Origin of the sequence: Fusibacter sp. A1, assembly GCF_004125825.1 — a bacterium.
Lineage (GTDB): Bacteria > Bacillota > Clostridia > Peptostreptococcales > Acidaminobacteraceae > QQWI01.
On the sequence record NZ_QQWI01000001.1, the window covers coordinates 261,095 to 283,645 of the forward strand.

Consider the following 22,551-nt stretch of genomic DNA (forward strand, 5'->3'; position numbering starts at 1 on the left):
ACAGGAGGTACTTGTCATGAAAATTGGAATAGTCGGTCATGAAGACAACATCAATCGAATTCAGGCGGTTCTTAGGGAAAAGTTTGAAGCTATCGAAGGTCACCCTATCAACATGCACAACATGAGTCAGGTGAACACCACAGTCAACTATATCAAGGAACACCTAGAAGATTTTGACGGCCTCTTCTTCACCGGTAAGTTCCCCTATGAGATCATCAACCATCATATGCATTCTCAGCTTCCTTCAATCTATCTGGAAAACGACGAGAGCCAGTTGCAGAGGATCTTACTCGAGGCCAGTCTGAAACACCATAAGAACATCAAAAATATCACAATCGATTCTTACGACATAGAAGCTGTCAATAGCATCTATGCCGGTTTTGGATTTGATAAAGATGATTTCACGCTTTATACCTCAAACATCAACATTTATTCCAATCATCTGATTAAGAACCTATATGATTTTCATAAAAAACAACATATATTAAGTCAGACAACCGCGATCACAGGTATTTCAACTGTCTATAAAATGCTGCAGGACGATCAAGTTCCGAGTATGCTTCTTACACCAAATCAGGCATCCATAGAAAATAAGATTCGTACACTGCTCCAGAAAATCAAGACGCAAACCATGAGTATCAATCAAATTGTTGTCATTTCAGTAGAAAATGATTTAGGCAGTGATTATGATCTGGATTATGAAAACGACTACGGCATCATGCTTATGAAAACTAAAATCACAGAAGAAATCTACAAGTTCGCACAGTCCATCCAGGCAGCTGTCGTCGAAAACGAAAAGAGCTATATTCTATTTACGACAAGAAAAATTCTAGAATTCGAAACGAATAATTTAAGGGAACTTTCTATACTGACTAGTGTGAAAAAGAGGACGAACCATACCATCAGTGTAGGCATCGGCTTCGGTATGACGGCAAGAGAAGCGAAATCAAATGCATTTTTAGGCAAGAACAAGGCAATTGTCATGGGTGGCAATCAGTGCTTTGTCGTCTACCACAAAAATAAGATGGAACGGGTCACGCCGATCGACAAGCAACCTGTTCAAGCTCCACTTTCGGATTATAATTTCAAGGGAATTTCTGAAGCGGCGGGAATCAGCGTGAACAATATCTATCAGCTGAAAAGCATTATGGACATTTATAAAAAGGACACATTTACAAGTTTTGAACTGTCTAAGGAATTTGGGAATTCACTTAGAAGCATGAACAGGATCATCGAAAAACTAGAGCTTGCAGGTTTTGTCGAAGTGGTCGGTAAAAGGGTGATCGGCAAGGCTGGTAGGCCTAGCAGGGTTCTAAAGCTACTGATATGAGTTACACCATACTATGGCAATCAAAAAAGCGGTTTCACCTTAAAAAGTGAAACCGCTTTTTTGATTTATGCATGTCTTTTGTCAGGATGGAACCGAACTCGCTTCTAACTCAGTCACTACTTCACTTTGCTTGCCATCCATCTCTTTTAATGATTTGTTAAAAAGCTGAGTGATAAAAATTAGAATGACTCCTACTCCAGCATAAGCAAAGATGGTTGAAATGCTGACGTAGTTGACGATTGCTCCGACCAGTCCGCCACCTATCGGAACAGCACTTAAGCCCAGTACAGAAATCAGTGAAAATACCCTGGTCATCAGCGTACGATCCACCTTTTTCATGAGGGTGATCGTCATCGGTACTTGAATGAACATTAGATTGAATCCCATCAAGGCGGCAACGAACCCCAAGCCGATGAACTTTGCCATTTCAAACTCCAAAACATGAAGGTAGCCCATGAGTAAGTAACCAAGTCCCATGAACACTCCTCCTGCGATAAAGGTTGTTCTACCCCCTATCTTTTCAGTGATGCCTGGTACGATCAGGCTGCTGACTACCATCGCCAACATAAAGCAGATGCTTAAGACTGAAATTCCATTTGTACCTAGATTCAAGGTTTCTAGGATATAAGGCATCTGTAACGCGTTAAATGGCGCGAGCATCAGCATTAGACTGCCAATGAATATCGACAGAGTAAGCATCAAGGGACTTTTTATGACATAAACCATTCCTTCTTTTAACTCTTCAAAATATTTTTTTATCGTTAACTTGGTTTTCACTAAAACCTCTTTCTCAGCAGCAATCGACGCGATGATCGTGCCGCTGATGAGGAAAGTGACACCATCCAGAATAATCGCTCCACCAACACCTATGACACCGATGATAAGTGCTGCGACTGCATAACCGATCAGTTCAGAAAAAGTACTCGCAGACGTGTTCAACGATGTTGCGTGAGCGATTTCTTCTTCAGGAATCAGTTGGACAATCAGGGCAGAGGCAGAAGGCGATCTGAATGCTTCAAACGTCGAGTTCAAAATCGTAAACAGATACAGGTGCCAAACAGCCAGATGACCGATTACGAAAAGAATTCCCGTAATTAGAACAAACAGTCCCCTCATAAAGTCACATATCCAGATTACCGTCTTCTTTGGCCATCTGGTAACCACTACACCTGCCACCATACTGAATAAAAGCGAGGGAATACCATTAACCGCATACAGGGTAGCCATCAGCACCGCACTCCCGGTCATCTTATAGACCATGAATCCGTAGGCGATCATGTCTACCGAGTCACCGAATCTTGATATCACACCCGCTAAAAAAAGTTTGATGAAATGTTTGTTCTTCAACATCGATCTAAAGGTTACTTTCTTATTCATCACACGCGCCCCCACTATCACATAAAGTAATCACAAATTGGTTAAATCCATCTCTGATCCGTTCGATATTTATCTCATAATAAGCTCTATTCCCTTTGGAATAAGCAATTTGAATGACGCCGACTTCTGTTAACTGCGAGATATGATGACCGATCGTCGCCCGGTTAAGCTCCAGTTCTTGAGCCAACTCACTTTGATACATCGGCTTAACAGCCAGAAGCTTAAGGATACTCATTTTAGTGGCTTCACCGATCAGCTTAATCATCGTTTCGGAATTAGTCGCCTTAAAGAAATCTGCTACAGCATATCCAAAATTGACATACAAGCTCTCCGGCTGATTCTTCACCATGGTAAAACTTATGTTCCCTGGATAAGCGACCGATACATAAAAATCCGAATCACAAGTACCGTCTACTACCTTCTGGGTGTTCATTTTATAGAGCACTTTGACAAATTGATCTGGATCTCTTTGATGCCACTCTTCGAACTTACGTGTTTCGACATCTAGAATGTCCATGATACGATCTTTAAACGGCTCAAAAACTTGCTTGTACATCCTCTCAAAATAAGTGATGAGCCGGTCATACAGATGATCAAACTCTTGTACAAATTCAATAATATCCTTAGGCCTGACCTCGACATGAACCAGATAATCATCTTCCTCCAAATCTTTTAAAACCTCATCCAAAGGATCATCAGTGGATCGTTCAATGATACTTGTCAAATAGAGGTCTTTGGCTTGTTTTTCGCTGAGTCCCTTTACGTGATTCAAAAATGCTTCCACTGTGGGCATCTGTTCTATCATCCCGCATTGGTGCATCATTTGATTCGCCAGCAGGATTCTTGAGAAATACTGTACTTCCGACATCAGAAATCCTGTGACATGCTCGTCCATTTCAGCCATCAGACTAACTAAAGCCTCATTGTGTAATGTGATGTCCTCACGGGCAAAGTAATTACGTTCAAAAGCCAGCCTATCTAAAAAGCATTTAAACTCCAGTAATTCGGACCTTCTTATTCTAATCATGCCTTCCACCACCTTGCAATAGTTGTTAGACTCAAATCATACAACTATTGTACCATGACTATTTTCATTTTGCAAATTTTCAGTAAACTATTTGATCAAAGCATAAAAAAAGACAAAAACCACATTCATGGGATTTGTCTCCTATTTTTAATCACTCGTTCCCTGCTGCATTTCGTCCAGCGATTCGTCCAAACACTAGACACTCACTGATCGCACAGCTACCTAACCGACTGGCCCCGTGGACACCACCAGTGACTTCACCCGCCGCATAAAGCCCCGGAATCACATCACCGCTAGTGCTGACAACTTCACACGTAGGTGTTATCTTCAATCCACCCATAGTATGATGAACTTTCGGCCATAACCTCATAGCGTAAAAAGGCGCTTTAGCAAAAGTACCGGCTCCTTCAATCACGGGTTTATGAAAGGCGGTATCCTCACCTTGTGTGATGCCCTCATTGAATGTTTTTATCGTATGTTGGATTTTACCTTCTGGAATGTGATAATACCTGGCTAGCTTTTCTACCGTGTCGAAAGTAAGGACAATCCCTTTTTTTAAACACGGTGTAATGTCCCACCCTGAATACTTCACAGCAGCCGCATCGGCTACCGCTATGCATGGATGTCCAATCGCTAGCATTTTATCCGACAACACCTTTCGGTCTGCCAATTCATTGACGAATCGATTGCCGGTTTCGGGGTCGATAATCATTCCATACTGAAAAACGATGTACTCAGAAAATATCGGACCGACTCCATAACCTTTTTCGTCAGGACACGCCCATGGTCCAAGTTGTATAAAATTCATATCCACCGTATCTGCACCAATTCTCATTGATTCAATAATAGCTTCAGCAGTAGCAAATGGCTTATTGGTTGTATCTATCAGATTTGTTAACCGACTATCGTACTTTGTTCTAAATGAAACATCACTACTAAAACCACCAGTGGCAATAATTACACCCTTATTAGCTTTCACATAAACATCTTCACCCTTTTGAGTATCATTATATTCATAACCATTTCTAAATATAGCGCCACAGACTCTATCAAAATCGTCAAAAATATAGGATTTAAAATACATTTGCCTGTGATCTTTAATTCCTAGATCACTAATTTTTTCAACTTGCTTTTTAATAATCGTCGCACCTGTTGTTTTGTCAGCAGTATAACACCTTGCAACACTATGTCCACCAAAGCGGTCTACCCTATTTAAATAAGGTACTTTTAAATAATGAATAGACCAATCAAAAGCTTCTTTTGATTGGTCTACAAGTAAGCGAACAAGATGTTTATTATTTAGTTCAAGACCCGACTTCATTATATCTTGATACATTAATTCTTTTGAGTCCTTGATTAAACGGTCCTTTTGTAGTTTGGTTTCTGGTGCAGCAATGCCACCATCACTTATGATTGAGTTTCCGCCTATCGCTTTCATCTTTTCAAAGATAAGTACATCCACACCGGCATTTTTAGCTTCAATTGCTGCGCTTAACCCCGCAAAGCCACTACCAATAACAATAACATCTGTTTCGATATCATACTTGATTTGTGTATTCATAGGAACCTCCAACAAATATTTCATAAATTTGCAAACCCTTATTTGTTATTTCTCAAGTAGACCAGCATCTGTTAACATCAGCGTTGCAACATCTCTTGCTGAATCACCTTCGTCTACCATTAGATTATAAACTTGCATCTCTGCTTCCGTCCAGTGGCCACCAAGTTCTTCTAGCGCCTTAACAACTTCTGGGTTTTCATTTGCAAATTCCATTTTGAGAATAGGTGTTACATAATACGGAGGGAAAAAGTTTTTATCATCTACAAGATTAACTAAACCAAATTTAGCGATACGACCATCCGTACTATAAGATGTGTTTACATCAATTTTTGAGTCTTTTAGCGCTGAATAAGTTAAACTTTGATCCATTGATACTTCTTTGCTAAAATCAAGACCAAGATAAAGCTCTTTAAGACCAATCAACCCATCCATTCGATTGATAAACTCATCATCACTTCCAAGAATCATATCACCTGATACAGCAACTAAATCAGAAATATTAGTTAAGTTAAACGTTTCTGCAGTTTCTGGTCTTACTGATAAAACATAAGTGTTGTTCCAACCAAGTGGTTTTAACCAAGTGATACCATCTTTTTCTTCACTAGCACTTTTAACATAATCAAAGGTTTCCTGAACACCAATAATTTCGGTTTGTTTAAAGATTGCACCATCGGAACGGTGGCTCTATTTAGCAAGTATATGCATTTAGGGAAGAATGACAAAATAATTGAAGATTACGTACTTACTGATAAGCAATTAGAGGCTATTGATGAAAAGATCGCTGATTTTATTCAATTAAACAGCGAAGAAAAATTAACTGAAAAAGAACTAAAAAAAATCCTAAAAGAGCTTAAACACACACATGTTGTGACTAATGAATTTGTTACTTCAAGCGAGCCTCAAATAACTTCTATAATTCCTGATTTCGATAGAATTAGTTGTAATTTTTTCACATTAGAAGATACTAGTCAAAGATTCGGAGTTTACACTGTGTTCAAGAATGAGGATATATTTGATACTCATGATATGTATAGCATTGACTTAATAGGTAGAAGACAAGCATATCCGGGTTCACATTTAACTTATGTGATATACTATAAGCATGAAGTACAATACTTAATAAGACCACAAGGTCTGAGTACATGGAAATCATATATGCCAGCAAATGGGATGGGGATCCATTTCGAAGCGATTCTTACGGTAACTGACGATGGTGCCGGCGGAGGAAAAGCTTGGGATTATTACAGTAGTTATTACTAATTTATTATATCGCAATAAATTAATTATTTTTAGAAATAATTCGTTGGATTAATTATACAAAGGTGGGATATTGTGATTGTTATCAATCAATACATGAATAAAGTTACATTGTGTAATTTAAAGAAACTAGTAGACATTGTTTGTTCAACTGATTGCTATCACCTATCAAGTATAATTAATACAAAGATTAGAGTTTCACAACATCAACATGAAATAGACAAGTACATTTTGTCAAACTCATTAAAACGGATATCCAAATTAAATGTTCTTGAAAGAATTGATTATGGTAATACATATGCTATCAATCAAAGTGAAATGGACCGTATTGATAAAAAAATCATGGAATTCATAACTAAATTTGGTCCTGAAAACTTAACCCAGAAAACTGTTAATCAAATAACTAAATCTGTAAAAAAAATAACTACAATAGTCCAAGTTATAACGTTAACAGTATTTCAACAACCTATAAGTTGGCTGATATTATCAGATCAATTGAAAACTTAGTGAAATATGGTTATATCAATTCCATCTATCAATGTAAATATAACAACAGCAAAATAATTGAGATTAAAATCATAGATTCATATATTACTCATGATGGAATCATTTTTTTGCAGCAAGCTGAATCATTTAGCCAATTAATTTATGATATTCAAGTGACATTTAGAAGCTTATACAGAATAATTAAGGATAACCAAAGTAAAATTAGCAAAATGGATCTAGAAAATCTAGTTTTGAAAACAATACAAGATTATTCATTGGAGTGGCTAGAAGTACATAACTGATTGAAACTTACTATTTACACTATCTCATGTTTTTTCACAATTCTTATAAGTCATAACCATATTAAAGACAGCCCTTTCTATAACAAAAGGACCAGACTGTAGACAAAGTCCACGAAAGTGGCCTTTGTCTTTTTTTGTACTTCATTCAAATGTAGTGGGCTCTTCTTATTATACTTTTATATTCTCAATTAATTTAACCAAATATTTTGACTGAAACTTCTCACTGACTAATAACTGTTTTACAGTCATACTATTTCTAAGCTCAAGTTCTTTTTTAGTTCTTGTATTTTCACCCTAATATTACCCCAATGAATGTAGACCACATGATCGAGCTTTTAAGACTTAACTTGCGAAGAATGAGATATAAGCAAAAACAGAAGAGCTAGTATGCATGACTGTACACCATGAGAAATAAGATTACCCGCTCTTCTGTTACTGATCAGTTTGAGGTTTTACTTATCCAAAGTTCATCTACATTTCATACATTAAGTATAGATCACTTCAATGTCGTTGACAAAGTTCTTACAAAGGAGAAGTTCTGTTTTCACTTGATCCAGTTGATTCTGACTGACTCCGTTGATTACCTTCGTTAGGTAAGTACCTATTTCATTGAGATTGACGGAAGTCAAATCGTCTAAAATGAGTTGAGACATGTTTCTAATTATCTCATGATTAGCGACTTCTTCAACCATGACCATCACATTATCGCAGTAGGTAATTAAATCCTCTTGAATGAGTTGCTCAATCTTTTCCTTATCAGAACTATTCAAAATCATCATATGCTTAGACATCGGTTACGCTCCATTTCTAGACTTCTCATCTGAAGTCATTCTCTATTGAATGTTATGCTTTCTATCTAGTATTACCCAATAATCAAGCGCTTAGACTTCTCTATTGCAAATAGTATAAATGACTAACGGCGCTGTAGTGGTAGTCGCACCATCACTTTAACGCCACCCAAATTAGATTCTGATACATCAGCGGTACCACCGTGTAGGCTCGCAATGCTTTTTACACTTTTAAGACCAAGACCGTGCCCCTTGGCTTCCATCTGAAGTTCGCTGATGCCAGGTCCATTGTCACTGAATGCAATACAAATGAATTTCTCTTCTTTGTATGCCTCAATTTCAAAACGGCTTCCTACGGGTGTGTATTTTAAGACATTGTCTACAAGGTTGAAGACAAGTTGTCCCATTCGGTAGATATCAAGGTCAAGGTTGATATCTACGATCTCCATATGAACTTTGAGCTCATTTCTAGAAAACGCCAATTTCCATTTTGAGAGTTCCGTTTCCATCCACTCTTTGAGGTTTACATTCGACAAATAAAGTGCTTCCTTACCGTCCGCAACGTCTTCAAGTAAGATATTCAGCATATGTTTTAGCTTTTCAGTCTCATGTTCGATACTTGCAAGTCCTTCCTCGTGTTCGTCAGGATGATCCTTTAAGTAATCGATCCAAGTAGTCATGACGGTTAAGGGTGTTTTTAGATTATGAGCCGTCTGCGAGAAAAACTCACCACGGTAACGATGGTGCTCTTGCCAGCTTTCGGACATGTAGTTCATCACTTCTCCTAGCTGTCCGATCTCGTCAAATGGCTTAGTGAAAGCCTGCTCATCAAAGTTTCTGACTGCAAATTGTTGACTGATTCTTTTCAGTTCATTCAATCGTTTGGTCACTTTTCTCGAGAACAGTAAAGTAAGTAGGAAAATCATCCCTGCGACTGCGACCGAAACCAAGACAAAACTGGCTGTTTCTTTTAGAACAACTTCCTTGATGGCACTTTTATCAGTTACCACATGAACTCTACCAAGATGAAGCCCGTTTTCTGATACAAGTGACTTTGAATAAACGTGCAGCTCCTCCCCACTTATGACTTCCATTCGATGGCCGGTGCCCTCAGGGACTTCAAGGTACATGCCTGTCGATGCGACCAGTTCATTCCTCGCATTTTCAATCATAATCCACGCAGTAGTTGAACGCCTTCTTGCTAAGAACGCACGTGCGTTATCTTCGGTTATCGCTGTCTCTTTTAAGATCTCATAACCGAAGGTGCTTTGAACCTCGTTCGCAACACCTTCTACAGCCGTTTCAACAATGCCGTTAAGCTGTAAAAAACGCATGTATCCGAAAAAAGCACTCATGATAAGCACAAGTGCGGCAAGTAAAAGCGCCAAACTTTTATTTAAACTTTTCGTTAAACTGATTCGTTCCACTGATATCCCTTTCCCCATTTGGTCAGAATAATTTCTTCGGTCATTTTTTTCCGGATCCTCTGTATATTCACATCGACCACTTTAGTGGTACCAAAGTAGTTTTTACCCCAAACTTTATCAAGTAACTCATCCCTACTGACCACATGACCCATGCGTTCAAGCAGACATGCGATAATCAATGTTTCGGTATTGGTTAAATCCACCCTGGAACCCTTCCAAACAAAATAACCCTCTTCTTCATTCAATCCGTAGCTGTTCGCAGTACTACTTCTCTTTGAAGCTTCTTTGATAATCAAAACTTTGCGGTACAGGGCATTTATTCGTGCTAATAACTCCTTTGTGTTAAATGGTTTGGTCACATAGTCGTCCGCTCCACCCATCAATCCTTTTACTTTATCTTCGCTCTGGGACTTTGCCGTCAGCATGATCGCCCCTATTGACTCATTGATAGCCCTTAGCCATTTTAGCGCTTCAAACCCGTCTTTACCGGGGAGCATCACATCGATAAGTGCGATATCAAAATCATTGATGTTCCTTAACTGGAAAAGCGCCTCGGCACTTTGTACCCAGACGACTTTTTCCACGTTCTTTTCAAGTGTTTTTGTTAAAATATGACCGATTCCAAGGTCATCCTCAAGCAGTAGCACCTTCACATCATTACCTCTTCATTACCTCTTCATCGCCTCTTTATTTATCGCAAAAGCCTCTTTAAAGGCATTTTTTTCCATCTCTGTGATGGTTGTCGACCAACTAGCGACAGCATTTAGATAGTCGGACTTATCTAATACTTCTATACCCTCTATCTCTGTTTTAAGTGCTTGTAGTTCAACATCATCCACGTAGTAGATTGTCACTAGCTCATTTGCAGAAACCGTATCCGTATACGTATAATAGATTTGTTCGTCTTCGTAGCCGCTACGTGTGATGGCATAGTTTTGCACCCATTCAGGCTTCATCTTTAGCTTACCATAATACGTCTCGTGGTACACCGCTACATCCACGAAATCCGGTTCGATCCAGTTCGCATACCAAGTCAGCCAAACAGTACCCGCCATAGAGCTATCCGTTTGAAAGGGGGATGGATCCATAAACGGAAACTCAAACACACCATCACCATCGGTATCCCTAATGCTTGCATAGTAAGCGGTATAGGGCTGATCATATTCACCTTCTTGGCGGTAGAAAAGCGCTTCAAGTTGACCGTCAACCGATTTTACCACAGCATCAGAAACAGCACTGTGCGCACCGACACCTGCTGTAAAGAACACCGCGGATCTACCGTCCATGAGTTTTCCGCTTTCCATCTCGGTCCCATATAAGAAACCCAGATTGATTTTTTGCTGTTCTTCAAAGGTAGAAAGATTCAACTCATACAGATAACTCTCCCTAATGGCATCCACTTCTTCCTCACCCATGATATAAAGCTGATCGCCACCTGCTAAATTTGCAACTATAAATGCTTTTCCCTCTGCAGTATAAATCACATCACCGCCAGTTGCAATATCATACACTTCAATTAAGCTACGACCGGTATCATGGAAATATTGGATGATGACCTCATCAGTACCATCACCAGTTGTATCATATGTAGTTACTTTTACAAGCGTAGAACCTGCAAGCTCGATGCTGTTGACCTTTTGATTACGCTCATCCAGTACCTCGATCACAAGTTGTCCATCAGCGGTAACCGCTGCGGAGTAGCCCTCACCTAAATCGAAAATACCGCTAACCAGTTCTCCATGTTCAACTTCGTCTAGCCATCTAGCACCCAGATCAACATCAAGACTAGGCTCTTTCATCACATCTTCCGCTTGAGATATTGTACACCCTCCAAGCAGACCAGAAGCAGTAAAAACACCAAACAACAAACCTAAAATGCTTTTTTTCATCATTACCTCCAATGTCATTTATAATCTAACCCTATCTTACATCGATAGCTAGAGAAAAAAGTTACAAATGAGTATCAAAAATTTAGTTGAGAAAAAGCTAGAAAGTCGATTAATTATGTATTTAATTATAGTGTGATGAACAACTGGTTTAACACCACATCAAAGTGGTATAAATTACAAAAGTTAGTCATTCAAAGTACTATTATAAACTAATCTGGGAGGTCAGTATGTTTAAAGAAGAAAGAACTGAATCCAAATTTGAGTGGACCATGTTAGGAAATGTCAGTGAAGGACGACCTAACCTAGGCGAAAATGTTCCGGTAGATGTTTATAGGTTAATGCAGTTTACACTTCGTGACGCTATGATTCAAGCAGTTGGTGTCGAAGCTACAGATGCTGTGTTTTATGACGCAGGTAAGAAAGCGGGGCTTGAGTTTTTAAAGAACATGATAGGTAAAGCAGACACTTTTAGCGAATTTGTAGAACGCACACAAGAAAAACTAAAAGATTTGGGCATCGGAATTCTAAGAGTTGAAAACGCCGATCTTTACAACAACCTATTTACTCTAACTGTTTCTGAGGACTTGGACTGCTCTGGGCTTCCTATCACAGACGAAGAAATTTGTGTCTATGACGAAGGTTTCATCGCAGGACTTTTACTTGGTCAGACAAATATGAAATTTGATGTGAAAGAAATCGACTGCTGGTGCTCAGGAGATCGCGTCTGTCGATTTGATATAAGACCATCGGAGGCAGTATAGTGTTAACTGTAAAAAAGAATGACATCGATTGCTTAACTGAAGCCGTATATCAATTACTCAGTGGCAAAAAGGTTCATCCCTTGATGTTGCCTGCTGATTACCCTGACAACGAACTTAAACAGTGTTATGAGTATTTCAATAAGTTGACAACCGAGTACGCCAGCACTGCGGATTTTATGTACTCGCTATCAAGAGGCGAACTCGATTATGACGCACCGCAAGGTAACATGGTTGTCCTTCAGTCCTTTAAAAGCCTTCAGGCGAACCTTAAGCATCTGACGTGGGTCACCCAACAAATCGCAGAAGGCAATTTTGATCACACCGTGAATTTCATGGGTGATTTTTCTGATGCATTTAACAGCATGACCAGACAGCTAAAAGAAGCCTTTGATAAAATCCAAGAGCAAAATCTTCAGCTTCAGACGGCAAATGAAACCATCCGCAAGGATAAGGATAAAATCAATTCACTTCTTAGCAGTATTTTACCTGAGAAAGTCATTCACGAACTGGAAACAACAGGCAGGACAACACCAAGACTATATGACAATGTCACAGTATTCTTTTCGGACATTGTAGATTTTACAACCGAATCGTCAAAAATTGATCCTGTAATGCTGATTGATGAACTCAACGGCGTATTTACCATGTTTGATAGCATCGTTACAGAAACAAAAGGGGAACGTATCAAAACCATCGGTGATGCGTTCTTGGCCGTTTGGGGTATGCATGACGATCTCGAAAATCACGCAGAAATGGCGGTTAAGGCAGCAAAAAAAATCGTTGAGGACCTTCAAGCACGAAATGATTCATGGTTTATCAAATGGCAAGTACGTATTGGGATCCATACGGGCAGTATTGTTGGCGGCGTTGTCGGCACAACCAAGTTCATCTATGATGTTTTTGGTGATACAGTCAATGTCGTTTCGCGACTCGAAAGCAATTCAGAGCCTATGCGAATCAATATTTCAGAACCTGTCTATCAACAAATTCAAAATGCTTTTTCAGTGGAAGAACGTGGTAATATCTATGTAAAGGGTAAGGGCGATTTAAAAATGTACTTTGTTGAATAAATGTATGTCTAATCAATCATATTAGTGAAGGAAGGATCAAATTTTGTTGACTTTTATCGGAATAGGAAGCGCATTCAATACTCCGCTCGGTAATACTAGCGCCTTTATTAAATCAAATGATGAACTGCTCTTAATCGATTGCGGTTCGACTGTTTTCAAGTCCATCAATGAAAGTGGCTTGCTTGAAGACGTTAGGAAGATTAGTGTCATCATCACCCATACGCATCCTGATCATGCGGGTAGTTTGGGTGATTTGATTTTCTATGCATATTACATCATGAAAACTCAAGTTGACATCTATTTTCCTGACAGACAGCTAATGGAAAAGTTCTTATCAGCGATCGGTTGCGAACCCTTTCATTATAAGCTTAGCAGTAGGATGTATGAAAGCATAGAGCATGGCGAATTTAAAGGCTTGTCCGTTGAATTTATCGATGTCAGCCACGTGGATGTGATCTCGACATTCGGCTTCCTGTTGAGATATGATCGTCATTCTTTCTATTACAGTGGCGATGCGAATAATTTGAAAGCCCATATTATACCAATGCTTGCCAATCACGAAATCGACTATGCCTATCAGGATGTTTGCAGTCAGGACTTTGATGGCAATGTTCATATGTCTTTACGCCTCTTAAAGGAAACCGTACCCGAATATCTGAGATCAAAAGTGTTTTGCATGCACTTCGATAAATATCTGAATGCGGCCATGGTCGAGGCCGAAGGTTTTTCTGCGGTTTCTATTGGTTTATAAGACTACCAGCCTGTTTAAGCCTTAATTGAGTACCTCAATTCTTTTTAACAATAAAACGATTCTTTTCACTGTTCATGGCAATTACACCAAGTTGTCATTGGATTGTCACACTTGATCTGTATGATTGGTTTATACAAACAAGTTGAAGAAAGTGAGGAATCGAAATGAAAAAATTAATTAGCACGGTGATGATAGGTATTTTGGTAATAAGTAATTTGCCATTTGCTGACGCCTTTGGACATGAAGGTACAACGGATGATGTTTTCACACTAGAAAGCATGCTGACCTATGCCATTGAGGATGAGTATCTTGCTCATGACTCATACGAAGCCATCATTGATGCGTTTGACGTATCAAGACCATTTAGCAACATTATTAAAGCGGAATCAAGACATATCACATGGGTAGAGGATTTGATGGCGACGTATCAAATTGAAATACCTACGATCGACACAAGTTCGCATGTGGTCTTGCCTTCCACCTTATCAGAAGCTTATGCAGTAGGTGTTCAGGCAGAAATCGACAATATTGCTCTTTATCAGAAGTTTTTAGAACAAGATTTACCCGAGGATGTTCGAGCCGTATTTGAGCAATTGATTAAAGGCTCCGAAGCACATTTAAACGCATTTGAAACGAATCTTTCCCGTTCTTCCAATTCCAATCAACGAAGAGGTCGAAATCGATAAAATTGTAAGGCATGGCTTTTTCCGAATACCTTAGGCCTAAGGAGATTCCGCGGTTTCTATTAGTATTCAACAATCACAGCCTTAGTAATTTTGACACCGTTTTCCTAAAATAGACACCGTTTTCCCGCCGTTTTCCTATTGTATTTAATTCTAGCGGGTGTATACTGACAGTGTAATCAAGACAAAGGAGGAAAGAAAATGTCAAACATTATTAAGTTGAAGTACACAGACAAAGGTATCGGGGTCAACTTCTCAAACACACATGAAGAAGAAAACTACAAAGAGATCATTGAGCACATCAAACCATTAGTTCCAAAGAATATCTTACTAGGCGCTTCTGATGTTAAATGGGATCTGGACAACATGAAACTAGGTCACACCGATCCAACAGCAAACCGTTTACTCAAACAAATTTCATTAGAACTAGAACACTAAAAGAGCTTAACCCACATAAGAGGATAAGCTCTTTTATATTTTTTGCACCAGATCAATAGATATTCATCATCATAAGTGTTATAAGATACGGTAGTAATTCATCGAATTTTTGATTAAGATAAAGTGATTGCAGAATAAGATGATTAAAGGAGTCCTTATGCATAAAACCATTGGAGTGTTCGCTCATGTCGATGCGGGTAAAACCACATTTTCTGAGAGTCTACTGTATTACACCAACCAACTTAAAGAAAAAGGAAGGGTAGATCATAAGACTTCTTTTTTAGATACCCACGACATTGAAAGAGAGCGCGGTATCACCATTTTTGCCGATCAGGCCCTCTTTGACTATAAAGATCATACCTACTATTTAATCGATACCCCTGGTCATGTGGACTTTACACCAGAGATGGAACGCAGCATGATGATCATGGACTATGCCATCATCATCGTAAGCGCTGTGGAAGGCATCCAAGGACATACAGAAACCGTATGGCAACTCCTAAAAGACCATCATATTCCAACATTCATATTCATTAATAAGATAGACCGCGTAGGGGCTGATGTAGAAGCTGTTGCAGATGAACTTAAAGGTGAGTTTTCATCAGAAATTTGCCTTTTGAAAGAAGATCATTTGGACTTACTCTATGAGTATGCGGCAGAACGGGATGAAGCCCTGCTCGACCTATACCTAGTAGGCAATAGGACTGATCCGGAGTGGGTCAGAAAAATCACTAACCTGATCACTAACAGGAACTTAATTGTCTGTATGAGCGGAAGCGCCCTTAAAGACCAAGGAATTGAGCCGTTCTTCGAGTTGATTCATAAGTACTCAACCACAGCTTATTCAAGTAACGACAAAACTTTAGCAGCAAAAGTCTATAAAATACGCTATGACGAAAAAGGAACTCGCGTCACTTATTTGAAACTGATTTCGGGTTCAATACATGTTAGAGACATGCTTGAGTACAGTGCAAATTCTGAAATCTATCATGAGAAGATCACTCAAATCAGACTGGTAAACGGTAGAAAATCGGAAAACGTCGATGGTGCCCTTGCTGGACAAGTTGTGGGGATCGTAGGATTTTCACAGACCTATTCCGGTTTAGAGATAGGAAGCGAGCGACACGACACGACATCCCACATCATTCCTACACTCAAATCAAAAGTCATCTATAAGGCCGATGTCAACCTAAAAGCACTGGTAAAAGCCTTCAACGAGTTAAACGAAGAGGATCCTACACTGAACGTGGTTTGGGAAGAGCAACACGCTGAACTGACGATCCAGGTCATGGGAATCATTCAACTCGAAGTCCTTAAGCATCTCTTAAAGCAGCGTTTTGGTTTTGATATCAGTTTTGACAAACCAAGCATCATCTACAAAGAGAGCATCGCCGATACAGCCATTGGAAAAGGGCATTTTGAACCCTTGGGCCACTACGCCGAAGTTCACCTTAAGCTTGAAAAAGGCCAGCGAGGTTCGGGCGTCCAATTTCTGAACGCCTGCCATGCCGATGATATGACAACAGGCAATCAAAATCTGGTAAAACATCATCTCTTCGAAAAAGCCCATCGTGGACTTCTGACAGGCAGTCCTCTCACCGATCTTAAAGTCACCCTCCTAACGGGCAAGGCGCATAAGATGCATACCTCGGGTGGTGATTTTAGAGAAGCGACAAAACGTGCCCTCAGGCAGGGTCTCGAAAAAGCCGACAACCTGCTCCTGGAGCCCTACTACAACTTTAGAATCAAAGTGCATCTCGACCACTTGGGACGTGTGCTTAGTGACATTCAAAAATTTTCAGGAACCTTCTCACCACCCGAAATCAAAACAGATAAGGTCATCATAACAGGTAGAGCGCCAGTCGCAACCCTTATGGAATACCCGCTGGAACTTGCGGCTTTTACAGCAGGTAAAGGCATGATTCAACTCGTCGTCTGTGGTTATGACACCTGTCATAACACCCACGAAGTCATCAAAGAAAAGGCATACGATAAGCACACAGACAGCGAGTATTCCTCTTCTTCTATCTTTTGCTCAAAAGGCAGCGGCTATACGGTTGATTGGGAAGAAGCAGAAGCGCTTATGCACTGCGAATCATAAAAGGATCATTCCTAAAAGACTAGACAATATCTAAAAGATCTATTTAAGTGATCACCTCATTTGGATTCAATGTCAATTTGGTCTATATGTCTGTCACCAATCCTCTCAGATGATATTTATTTATCTTTAAAAATATGATTACTGCACCGGTATTTTAATATCAGCATTCATATTAGGCATAAGGTCCATCGTGTCTTCAAGAGTTATTTCGATAGGAATCACAGTCTCTCCACCTTCAAATTCTGCCTTTGCACTGATGAATGTAATTTGACCCTGAAACTGCATGTCTGGGTAAGCAAGAATAGAAACTTCTACATTTTGCTCCAAACTTATGGAGTTCATATACTCTTCGGAAACAGTGGCTCGAACCAATAACTTCTCTTGATTAATAAGTTCAAGCAGAGGACTAAATGAACTATAATAAGTACCTGATTGCACATGTACTTCAGAGACAATGGCATGGTCAAAGGCGCACACTATTTCGCCATTATTAACAAATGGATTGTTCAATAACTGAAGAATTTGATCAAGTTGGTTTTGTGAGCGTTTTAAGTCTAAAGCCAAAGCTTCTGTTTGAGTTGTAGATGTTGATAAGGCACTTGTGACAGACAGACCCGAAGCCTCTAGCTGACGTTTTGCGGTATCCAGTTGATCCTTCGATTGCTTAAGTTCTGACTCAGAAATCGCATTAGCTCCGTAGAGTTTTAGATTTTTCTCATAGGTTTCTTGGGCAGCATCCACTTCTGCTTTTGTACTGGCATAACTATGATTAGCCTGAGAATAACCTAGATCACCTTTTTCAATTTGCCGTGATAAACTGGCAATCTGCATTTCTAGCAGGTTTTTCTGTGCCATTATATCGGAAGGATTAAAGGTGATGAGGTTATCGCCCTTCTTTAAACTTGTTCCCACTTTTGCATTTGTCTCTTCAATCATAAAGCTCTGATTCAAAGTGATGACTTTTGTCTCACCTGCCACTACCTTGCCGTAAACCTCTATGTGTTGATCCTGAATCACTTCTGGCATTTCTTGGTCTTCTACCTTAACAGCTTGGGCACTGCATGCTACAAGACTCATAGATACTATGAGGCTTAATCCCATAAAAATCGCCTTTTTCATTGTTAGTCCCCCTACACAATTTGACTAGTTTGTTGAAAGTTATGATCAATAATACGGCCATCTCTCACCATAATGATTCGGTCACTATAGGCTGCCGATTCCATGGCATGAGTAACCTGAACCACGGTTTTACCCTTTTCTTTATTGATGGTTTTAAAGAGTTTCATAATATCTGTACCAGTTTTTGAATCCAGGTTACCGATGGGCTCATCTGCTAGAATAATGTCCGGATCATTTATGAGGGCTCTGGCAATGGCCACCCTCTGTTGCTGTCCGCCTGACAGTTCTCTTGGAGTGTGTTTCTTTTTATCAGACAAACCAACGATGTCTAAAATGTCACTTAAGGGCCTTTGGTAGTCCTTGTGTTTGCCCCCATCTAAAAGCACAGGCAACATGATGTTGTCGATTACATTTAGGTTGGGAACCAAGTTGTAAAACTGAAAGACAAATCCTATGTCCCGCCTTCTTAAAATGCTTTCTTGCTTATCTTTCATGATGGTAATATCCTTGCCACCAATTAGGACCTTGCCTTCACTCGGTTTATCAAGGCCTCCCAACAAGTACAACAAAGTGCTTTTTCCAGAACCCGATGGTCCCATGATGCTTACAAACTCGCCTTCATTCACTGATAAATGAATATCTTTTAAAATTTCAACTTCTGCTTTTCCCATGGGAAACCGCTTGTATAATTGAATGACTTGGATGATTGACATGACGTCCTCCTTATTCGAATTTTATGGCAGCAACAATGCTTTGTTTTGAAGTTCTAATGGCTGGCAGCCAATTAGATACCACTGAGATAAGGCCTCCAGCGATAAAACCCGTCAGCATGATGCCTGAATCAATACTTAACTTGATGGGAAGGTCGATCAGGTGTAAGATTACCCCAATTTGCACAATCATGGCAAGGCTCCCCAAGACCCCCATCATGCCACCAATGAGACCGCTGATCAGGGCTTCTAAACTAAGCATACTCACCGTTTGCTTTTTTGATAAGCCGACTGACTTCATGACCGCCATACTTCGTGACCTTGCCATTAAACTCACTACAAAGTTGTTTAATATGCCAAAGATCCCTATCATCATTGCAATAATTGAAAAGCTTTTAAGGGCGCCTATGATTGCTGCGTTCGCTGCGTTATTCTGGGCTTCCATCTCGTCTAGGGTTTGTACCCAGTACCATTCGCGCTTATATTTGTCTTCAATTGCTGCTTTTACTTCGTTGGGTGCACTCGTTTTTATCAAAATGCTGCTATAACCCGATAATCCTGCATCTTGTTTAAGTGTTTTTCCAGATGTAATAGCGTAGTTTCCGTTGTTCATGAGAGTATTGATTACTCCTACCACCACATAGTCCCGGGTGATGTCTTTTGAAAATGTCAGGGGAATCACATCCCCAACATCAACGTTCAACTTGTTTTTTATGGTTTGATTGATGATGATGACGCGCGACTGTCCCAAATACTTTTGGGATAAATCTGTGGGCGTCATAAAATCCATGTGCCAGTAGTCGAAAAAGTCCATACCGTCTACACCTTGAACAAAGCCCAACTTAACTCCTGTGTTTTCTACCTCAGCACTGGCCTGATAAACACCGTAAACCTCATCCACCCCTTTAATGGCAAGTACTCGTCCTAGGGTCTGCCTGTTGGCGTTATTAAGACTAAGGTCTACATCGTATTTAACATCGTTATATACCTTTAAGACCTCGGTGGTTATGGAGAAACTAATGGTATTGATTAGTAAGATCCCTGCGATACCAAGTGACAGCAGTGAAATATTATTGATGATACTGTCATTGCCCCTGATGTTCATGACGGCTATATAACCCAAGTTACCAAAGATCTTTTGTACGGGTTTAGCAATCAGGGTTACAAGAAGATCCGCCGCAAAGGGGATTATAAAAACAAGTCCGATACACAATAAAAGTGTAGCAATCCCGTTTAAGGGTAACGCCATGGGACCTTTCATAAATAAGGGGATGGCTAAGGATGCAAAAATAATGCAAATACCTGAGATTAAGGTTGTTATTTTTCTGCTTTTCACTTGTTGTATGGTTCCCAGTACAATATCTCTTACAGAAATCTTAGACACTTTAATGATGGGAACAAGACCACTTAATACTGAAAGTACAAGCCCGAAACTACCTGCAATCACATAGTAGTGAACCGAAGCACTTGTTTGAGCAGCGACTTCTCCGCCCATCATACCCTTGGCCATCATTCCGCCTAACAAATTAAGCACGACTGTACCTAAGGCTAGGCCAAAGGCAGAACCAATGATGCCGTAAAAGACACTTTCCATGATTAAAACAAAGTCAGTTGTGGCTTTTGTGGCACCTATGGACCTAAACGTTCCAAGTATAGGTAACTTCTCAGTGGTAATGACCTTAAATGCGGTATAGATGATAAAAACAGCCGTGGCAATCACAAGAAGCAACATGAACATAAAGGGAATCACAATGCTATTGAGCATTGTGATGATTTCATCCCAGGGTACAGGTTCGCTCACCTCATACCGTTTATAAACCCCTTTAAGGGCTTCAATTCCTTCTGAAATAGGTACGCCCTCTGCAGTTTTTGCCAACACAAAGGTATAACGGCCTTCGATATTGAACATTTTTTGAAGGGCGCTTGTAGGCATTACTGCAAAACTTGCGCCGTCTTGGTACGAAAGCGCCCCTTGGTTAGCGCCAATACCGGCAATACGCACCTTGTGTTTTTGACCTTGTACCGTGACATCGATACTCTGTCCTAATGTCCATCCATTTGCACTTGCCGCTTGCTCAGAAACGTACATTACCTTACCAACATAAGGTTCATCAAGGGTCGTTATAAGGTTGACAACCCCAAGTAAATCGAGATCCGCTTGCTCATATCCCCTAATGCTTATCTTTTGTGCTTTCGTTTCACCTGGTCGCTTATACTCAGCTTGAGCATCAACCGTTCCAATCTGATAATCGATAAAAGTCTGTGCATCACCCAAAGGTTTTAACCTTATGGTTTGACTCGGCGACTCCTCATTCGCAGTAATCAACACATTAGCCGTTCCCATGTACTTTTTAATCATCTCTGTAAAGGTGTCAGTGATGCTATCTTTTAGGGCTATCGAGGCAAAGGTTAATGCGACAGATAAGGTAATTGACAAGAGTATGAGAAAAGTCCTAAACTTTTTTTCTTTAATGCTACGCAGTGTAAATTTAACTATTATGCCCATTGTGGTCCCCCCTTGTTTCTTCTTACTATGAAATCTATCAGAAGAAGAAAGGCTAAACAAGATAAGACGACAAGTTCTAATAGTGCTCTAATAGGATTCTAATGCATACAAAGTCACAAAAAAACAGTTAACCCATGCCTTTTGCATTTGTTAACTGTTTTACTTTTAGTTCTATTATTCTAGTCATTCAGAACACACCGATGCTAGGTGAATATACTTATATGTGCCTGTGCAGCCAATCACAAGTCAAATCAATCACTTGCCCCCACTCATCACGCAAGCCATGCCGCCCGTTTTTAATAACTTTTAGCTTTGAGTTCTCTGGAAGTTTTTCTAATGCTTTCCTAGAGTGTTTCAGTAAAAGCAGCTCTTCCTCATCTTCAGGATGATCTCCGTGAATTATCAGTACTGGGCATTTTAGATCACGCAACAAGTCTTCTTGATTCACTTCTTCAAAATCCAATAAGGTCTGCCTTGAAATCTTGTGTTTTCTACTTGTCTTATCAAGAAAACACCCTACTTCAGTTAACTCTTTCAACTCATCTTTTGTGTAGTAGTCCGACCAGTCGTAAACCATCTTGTCTGTTAACGCTCCCACAAGAATCATGGTTTTCACTTCATCCCTGTAATTCTTAAGGCACGCCAGTGTACCAAAACTGTTGCCAAAGAGAACAAGGTTCTTATAGCCGCTTTTTAGGGCAAATGTAATAACCGACTCCATGTCATTGGCTTGATTCAATGAGGTCAACTCATCATCATCACTCTCGCCAGATCCACTAAAATCAAAGACCAAACTGTCGAAACCTTGTTTTAGAAGTGCTTCAGCTAACGTATCAAAGCGTCCATTAGAAGATTTGTCATTGGTGAATCCATGTGCCATGATTACAATCGATTCGGACTCACACGAATAATGACTGCCGATGATCGTTAATCCCTTTTGATTGATAATCTTTACCTTTTCCATCTTA

At 39.8% G+C, this 22,551-nt stretch carries 21 protein-coding genes; 9 read left to right on the forward strand and 12 right to left on the reverse strand.

Annotated features, from left to right (window positions below):
* Positions 1–16: 16 nt before the first annotated feature.
* Positions 17–1,330 (forward strand): hypothetical protein, encoded by a 1,314-nt coding sequence (locus DWB64_RS01075; RefSeq protein WP_129486326.1) that lies wholly within the window; start codon positions 17–19, stop codon positions 1,328–1,330.
* A gap of 81 nt (positions 1,331–1,411) precedes the next feature.
* Here the strand turns inward: DWB64_RS01075 and DWB64_RS01080 are convergent, their stop codons facing one another.
* The 4 genes from DWB64_RS01080 to DWB64_RS01095 form a co-directional block, all read right to left on the reverse strand.
* Complete coding sequence (locus tag DWB64_RS01080; RefSeq protein WP_129486327.1) at positions 1,412–2,707, reverse strand: MFS transporter; 1,296 nt, start codon at positions 2,705–2,707, stop codon at positions 1,412–1,414.
* Entirely contained in the window at positions 2,700–3,734 is a 1,035-nt protein-coding gene (locus DWB64_RS01085) for a winged helix-turn-helix domain-containing protein (protein ID WP_129486328.1), read from the reverse strand. The genes DWB64_RS01080 and DWB64_RS01085 overlap by 8 nt, the downstream gene beginning before the upstream one ends.
* Positions 3,735–3,885: 151 nt before the next feature.
* Positions 3,886–5,295 (reverse strand): flavocytochrome c, encoded by a 1,410-nt coding sequence (locus tag DWB64_RS01090; protein WP_164980151.1) that lies wholly within the window; start codon positions 5,293–5,295, stop codon positions 3,886–3,888.
* A gap of 45 nt (positions 5,296–5,340) precedes the next feature.
* Positions 5,341–5,958 carry a glycine betaine ABC transporter substrate-binding protein gene (locus DWB64_RS01095; RefSeq protein ID WP_129486330.1) on the reverse strand — a complete coding sequence of 206 codons (618 nt, stop codon included), beginning with the start codon at positions 5,956–5,958 and terminating at the stop codon, positions 5,341–5,343.
* Between the two features lie 36 nt (positions 5,959–5,994).
* Here DWB64_RS01095 and DWB64_RS01100 point away from each other — a divergent pair, with 36 nt between their 5' ends.
* Positions 5,995–6,555 carry a hypothetical protein gene (locus tag DWB64_RS01100; RefSeq protein WP_129486331.1) on the forward strand — a complete coding sequence of 187 codons (561 nt, stop codon included), beginning with the start codon at positions 5,995–5,997 and terminating at the stop codon, positions 6,553–6,555.
* A 72-nt stretch (positions 6,556–6,627) separates the two neighbouring features.
* The gene (locus DWB64_RS01105) at positions 6,628–7,059 is read left to right on the forward strand and encodes a hypothetical protein (RefSeq protein ID WP_129486332.1); all 432 of its coding nucleotides are present in this window, start codon (positions 6,628–6,630) and stop codon (positions 7,057–7,059) included.
* Between the two features lie 766 nt (positions 7,060–7,825).
* On the opposite strand, the gene DWB64_RS01110 is transcribed toward DWB64_RS01105, so the two are convergent.
* The 4 genes from DWB64_RS01110 to DWB64_RS01125 all read right to left on the reverse strand — a co-directional run bounded on the left by DWB64_RS01110 (position 7,826) and on the right by DWB64_RS01125 (position 11,444).
* A complete protein-coding gene (locus DWB64_RS01110) occupies positions 7,826–8,131 on the reverse strand; it encodes a hypothetical protein (RefSeq protein ID WP_129486333.1) in 306 nt (101 codons plus the stop codon).
* A 122-nt stretch (positions 8,132–8,253) separates the two neighbouring features.
* Positions 8,254–9,555 (reverse strand): HAMP domain-containing sensor histidine kinase, encoded by a 1,302-nt coding sequence (locus DWB64_RS01115; protein WP_164980152.1) that lies wholly within the window; start codon positions 9,553–9,555, stop codon positions 8,254–8,256.
* On the reverse strand, positions 9,537–10,208 hold the full coding sequence (locus DWB64_RS01120) for a response regulator transcription factor (RefSeq protein WP_129486335.1): 672 nt from the start codon (positions 10,206–10,208) through the stop codon (positions 9,537–9,539). The genes DWB64_RS01115 and DWB64_RS01120 overlap by 19 nt, the downstream gene beginning before the upstream one ends.
* 15 nt (positions 10,209–10,223) lie before the next feature.
* Complete coding sequence (locus tag DWB64_RS01125) at positions 10,224–11,444, reverse strand: hypothetical protein (protein ID WP_129486336.1); 1,221 nt, start codon at positions 11,442–11,444, stop codon at positions 10,224–10,226.
* Positions 11,445–11,671: 227 nt separating this feature from the next.
* Between DWB64_RS01125 and DWB64_RS01130 the strand changes: the two genes are divergently transcribed.
* The 6 genes from DWB64_RS01130 to DWB64_RS01155 all read left to right on the forward strand — a co-directional run bounded on the left by DWB64_RS01130 (position 11,672) and on the right by DWB64_RS01155 (position 17,248).
* The gene (locus tag DWB64_RS01130) at positions 11,672–12,205 is read left to right on the forward strand and encodes a V4R domain-containing protein (protein WP_129486337.1); all 534 of its coding nucleotides are present in this window, start codon (positions 11,672–11,674) and stop codon (positions 12,203–12,205) included.
* Positions 12,205–13,275, forward strand: coding sequence for an adenylate/guanylate cyclase domain-containing protein (locus DWB64_RS01135; RefSeq protein WP_129486338.1), 1,071 nt, complete (start codon positions 12,205–12,207; stop codon positions 13,273–13,275). Before DWB64_RS01130 ends, DWB64_RS01135 begins: the two co-directional genes overlap by 1 nt.
* A 43-nt stretch (positions 13,276–13,318) precedes the next feature.
* A complete protein-coding gene (locus tag DWB64_RS01140; RefSeq protein ID WP_129486339.1) occupies positions 13,319–14,026 on the forward strand; it encodes an MBL fold metallo-hydrolase in 708 nt (235 codons plus the stop codon).
* A gap of 164 nt (positions 14,027–14,190) precedes the next feature.
* Positions 14,191–14,712, forward strand: a complete 522-nt coding sequence (locus tag DWB64_RS01145; protein ID WP_129486340.1) for a DUF2202 domain-containing protein — start codon at positions 14,191–14,193, stop codon at positions 14,710–14,712.
* Positions 14,713–14,910: 198 nt separating this feature from the next.
* Complete coding sequence (locus tag DWB64_RS01150; RefSeq protein WP_129486341.1) at positions 14,911–15,147, forward strand: hypothetical protein; 237 nt, start codon at positions 14,911–14,913, stop codon at positions 15,145–15,147.
* 157 nt (positions 15,148–15,304) lie between these two features.
* Positions 15,305–17,248 carry a translation factor GTPase family protein gene (locus tag DWB64_RS01155; protein ID WP_129486342.1) on the forward strand — a complete coding sequence of 648 codons (1,944 nt, stop codon included), beginning with the start codon at positions 15,305–15,307 and terminating at the stop codon, positions 17,246–17,248.
* A 138-nt stretch (positions 17,249–17,386) separates the two neighbouring features.
* Here DWB64_RS01155 and DWB64_RS01160 read toward each other — a convergent pair whose 3' ends face one another.
* The 4 genes from DWB64_RS01160 to DWB64_RS01175 all read right to left on the reverse strand — a co-directional run bounded on the left by DWB64_RS01160 (position 17,387) and on the right by DWB64_RS01175 (position 22,547).
* Positions 17,387–18,367 carry an HlyD family secretion protein gene (locus DWB64_RS01160; RefSeq protein ID WP_129486343.1) on the reverse strand — a complete coding sequence of 327 codons (981 nt, stop codon included), beginning with the start codon at positions 18,365–18,367 and terminating at the stop codon, positions 17,387–17,389.
* 11 nt (positions 18,368–18,378) lie between these two features.
* On the reverse strand, positions 18,379–19,080 hold the full coding sequence (locus tag DWB64_RS01165; protein ID WP_129486344.1) for an ABC transporter ATP-binding protein: 702 nt from the start codon (positions 19,078–19,080) through the stop codon (positions 18,379–18,381).
* A gap of 10 nt (positions 19,081–19,090) precedes the next feature.
* Positions 19,091–21,583, reverse strand: a complete 2,493-nt coding sequence (locus tag DWB64_RS01170; RefSeq protein ID WP_129486345.1) for an ABC transporter permease — start codon at positions 21,581–21,583, stop codon at positions 19,091–19,093.
* 217 nt (positions 21,584–21,800) lie between these two features.
* Complete coding sequence (locus DWB64_RS01175; RefSeq protein ID WP_129486346.1) at positions 21,801–22,547, reverse strand: alpha/beta hydrolase; 747 nt, start codon at positions 22,545–22,547, stop codon at positions 21,801–21,803.
* Between the last annotated feature and the right edge of the window lie 4 nt (positions 22,548–22,551).

Coding starts and splice junctions, on each gene's coding strand:
- DWB64_RS01075 (WP_129486326.1), top strand. CDS start 17: ATGAAAATTGGAATAGTCGGTCATGAAGACAACATCAATCGAATTCAG.
- DWB64_RS01080 (WP_129486327.1), bottom strand. CDS start 2,707: ATGAATAAGAAAGTAACCTTTAGATCGATGTTGAAGAACAAACATTTC.
- DWB64_RS01085 (WP_129486328.1), bottom strand. CDS start 3,734: ATGATTAGAATAAGAAGGTCCGAATTACTGGAGTTTAAATGCTTTTTA.
- DWB64_RS01090 (WP_164980151.1), bottom strand. CDS start 5,295: ATGAATACACAAATCAAGTATGATATCGAAACAGATGTTATTGTTATT.
- DWB64_RS01100 (WP_129486331.1), top strand. CDS start 5,995: ATGCATTTAGGGAAGAATGACAAAATAATTGAAGATTACGTACTTACT.
- DWB64_RS01110 (WP_129486333.1), bottom strand. CDS start 8,131: ATGTCTAAGCATATGATGATTTTGAATAGTTCTGATAAGGAAAAGATT.
- DWB64_RS01125 (WP_129486336.1), bottom strand. CDS start 11,444: ATGAAAAAAAGCATTTTAGGTTTGTTGTTTGGTGTTTTTACTGCTTCT.
- DWB64_RS01130 (WP_129486337.1), top strand. CDS start 11,672: ATGTTTAAAGAAGAAAGAACTGAATCCAAATTTGAGTGGACCATGTTA.
- DWB64_RS01145 (WP_129486340.1), top strand. CDS start 14,191: ATGAAAAAATTAATTAGCACGGTGATGATAGGTATTTTGGTAATAAGT.
- DWB64_RS01150 (WP_129486341.1), top strand. CDS start 14,911: ATGTCAAACATTATTAAGTTGAAGTACACAGACAAAGGTATCGGGGTC.
- DWB64_RS01155 (WP_129486342.1), top strand. CDS start 15,305: ATGCATAAAACCATTGGAGTGTTCGCTCATGTCGATGCGGGTAAAACC.
- DWB64_RS01160 (WP_129486343.1), bottom strand. CDS start 18,367: ATGAAAAAGGCGATTTTTATGGGATTAAGCCTCATAGTATCTATGAGT.
- DWB64_RS01165 (WP_129486344.1), bottom strand. CDS start 19,080: ATGTCAATCATCCAAGTCATTCAATTATACAAGCGGTTTCCCATGGGA.
- DWB64_RS01170 (WP_129486345.1), bottom strand. CDS start 21,583: ATGGGCATAATAGTTAAATTTACACTGCGTAGCATTAAAGAAAAAAAG.
- DWB64_RS01175 (WP_129486346.1), bottom strand. CDS start 22,547: ATGGAAAAGGTAAAGATTATCAATCAAAAGGGATTAACGATCATCGGC.